The organism is Streptomyces sp. (genome assembly GCF_035563135.1).
Classification (GTDB): domain Bacteria; phylum Actinomycetota; class Actinomycetes; order Streptomycetales; family Streptomycetaceae; genus Streptomyces.
Window position 1 is genome coordinate 1 of sequence record NZ_DATMVN010000117.1, and the last position, 2,260, is coordinate 2,260.

Genomic DNA, 2,260 nt, shown 5'->3' on the forward strand with positions numbered 1-2,260 from the left:
GCGGCACCGGCGCCACGGCGGCACCGGCGGCACCGGCGGCACCGGCGGCAGCGGTACGGCCGTCGGTGGAGTCGGCCCGGAGCGGTGCGGAGACGTCGGGTCAGGTGCCCGGGGAGGACCAGCGGACGGCCCGCGCCCGCAGCCAGCGGGTGGCTCCGTCGGCGGCGAGCCGCTGCTCCTCGCGCAGCGCGGGTGCGTAGGAGGGCGCGGGGAGCAGGGAGTTGGTCCGCCAGTAGCCGGCGAGGGCGACGAGGAAGGCGTCGACCGCTGCCGGGCGTGCGGCACGGGCCGCGGCGCGGGACGCGAAGACGGACTCGACGTCGTGGCGGGTGCTCCCCGCGGCCACGGTGGGCAGGAAGCACACCAGGTCCAGCCAGGCGGCCCCGACGGCCGGCCACGCCCAGTCGACGAGCGCGACCTCGGTCGGCGTGAGCAGGACGTTGTCCCGACGCAGGTCCAGGTGGAGCAGCGTGTCCCCGTCGGTGCCGTCGGCCCAGCGCGGCTCCCGGGCGATCAGGTCCGGGAGGTGTGCGGCGGCCCAGGGGTCGACGTCCGGGAGCGCGGGGTGCTCCCGGAGCGGCTCCCAGGCGCCGCCGAGGACACCGGCGAAGGCCTCCCGGACCGCAGCGGCTCCGGGCACCGGGTTGGGCGTCAGGGCACGGGCGCTGCGGTCGAGGGCGTCCAGGACGCGGGTCAGGTCGCCGTCGTCCCAGGACGGCGACGGGAAGCGGCCGGCCACGTCGTCGAAGACCAGGCAGATCCAGTCCCCGTCGTCGAGGTGCGTCCACATGCGCGGCGCGGGCACCGAGGGCGGCAGGTGGACGTTGACCGAGGCCTCGTGGCGGTAGGCCGCCACCACCCAGTCGGCGGAGGACCTCGACGCGGCCTTCAGGAAGCACCGCCGTCCGTCGGCCAGCAGCAGGCGGGCCGCGACGCCGGGGGTGAACCCACCCGGCGGCGACTGGGCCGACACGACCGACGCCCCGACGGCGTCGCGGACCGCTCGGCGGACGGCGACGGGCAGCTCCGGCCACCCCGTCCTCCGGGGCGGCCGGTCCGGAGGCGACATGCGGACACCCTCCTCCGACCCGCAGGTCGGAGGCAGCACTCCAGGACCCGGCCCGGCCGCCCGCACCCGGCACCGGCTCCGGGATGCCGACCCGGCCCGGGCGTGGTCACCTGGCGTGCGGACCCTTGGAGGAGGAGATCATGAGCGTTGGACGTCTGGGAGTGCGGCTCCTCGTCGGCGGGCTGTTCGTCGGCCACGGCACGCAGAAGCTCTTCGGCTGGTTCGGCGGCCCGGGGCGGGCTGGCACCGAGGGCATGATGGAGGCGCTCGAGATGCGGCCGGCGAAGGTGCACGCCGCGCTGGCCGGTGCCACCGAGACCGCCGGCGGGGCGCTGCTGGCCGCCGGGCTGGCCACTCCGCTCGCCGCCTCCGCGCTGACCGGCGTGATGACGACCGCGATCCGCAAGGTGCACCTGGCCAACGGCCCGTGGAACGCCAACGGCGGGTGGGAGTACAACGCCGTCCTCATCGGTGCGGTGACGGCGCTGGTCGAGACCGGTCCCGGTGACCTGTCCCTGGACCGCGCGCTGGGCATCGAGCGGACGGGCCCGGCCTGGGCGCTCGGTGCGCTGGCCACCGGGGTGGCCACGTCCTTCCTCACCATGGCGGTCGCCCGTCGCGGCCGCCCGTCCGTGACCTCGGCTGCCGGCCAGGCCGCTCTGGACACCGCGCCGGAGGACACCGCGGGGGACCCGACCACCGCGGGCGCCTGACCGGACGGCGTCCTCCCGTCCCGCTCCCCGACCGGGACCGGCGCCGCTCCCGGTCGGCGGCGGTCAGACGGAGCGGACCGGAGCTCCCAGGCGGATCTCCCCGTCGGTGAGGACGTCGGCCCGCAGCCCGCCGCGGTGGATGAGCGGCCGCAGGATCCCCGGTCCGCTGAGCCGGTCGAGGTGGACGCAGGGCTCGCACAGCCGGCGCCCCTCGCAGAGCACGTCCCCGATGCGGAAGCGCCGTCCGACCAGGGCGTTGACGTCGATGCCGCGGGTGAGGACGTTGCGCCGCGTGCCGGCGAAGGTCAGCGCCTGCCCGGCCGCGGCCAGCTCGTCGAGGACCTCGGCGGCGATCAAGGTCAGGTCGTAGCCGGGGCGCCGTCCGGCCCGGGGCGTGAACGTGCCGGCTCCTGCGGCGTAGCGGTCCCCCTCCAGGCCGCGTCCGGCGCGGGCCCGCGCGACCTCGAGCAGCCGCATC

3 protein-coding genes are annotated in these 2,260 nt (G+C 77.2%); 1 reads left to right on the top strand and 2 read right to left on the bottom strand.

Features of this window, described 5'->3' with window-relative positions; translation table 11 throughout:
* Positions 1–100 precede the first annotated feature (100 nt).
* Positions 101–1,069 (bottom strand): aminoglycoside phosphotransferase family protein, encoded by a 969-nt coding sequence (locus VN520_RS05205; protein ID WP_325745647.1) that lies wholly within the window; start codon positions 1,067–1,069, stop codon positions 101–103.
* A gap of 140 nt (positions 1,070–1,209) precedes the next feature.
* On the opposite strand from VN520_RS05205, the gene VN520_RS05210 reads away from it, so the two are divergent.
* Positions 1,210–1,782, top strand: coding sequence for a DoxX family protein (locus VN520_RS05210; RefSeq protein WP_325745648.1), 573 nt, complete (start codon positions 1,210–1,212; stop codon positions 1,780–1,782).
* Positions 1,783–1,845: 63 nt separating this feature from the next.
* Here VN520_RS05210 and VN520_RS05215 read toward each other — a convergent pair.
* A partial coding sequence (locus VN520_RS05215; RefSeq protein WP_325745649.1) for an MOSC domain-containing protein occupies positions 1,846–2,260 on the bottom strand: 415 nt, incomplete at its 5' end.

Bases quoted from the DNA above. Each gene is read 5' to 3' on its own strand.
- VN520_RS05205 (WP_325745647.1), bottom strand. From the start codon at position 1,069: ATGTCGCCTCCGGACCGGCCGCCCCGGAGGACGGGGTGGCCGGAGCTG.
- VN520_RS05210 (WP_325745648.1), top strand. From the start codon at position 1,210: ATGAGCGTTGGACGTCTGGGAGTGCGGCTCCTCGTCGGCGGGCTGTTC.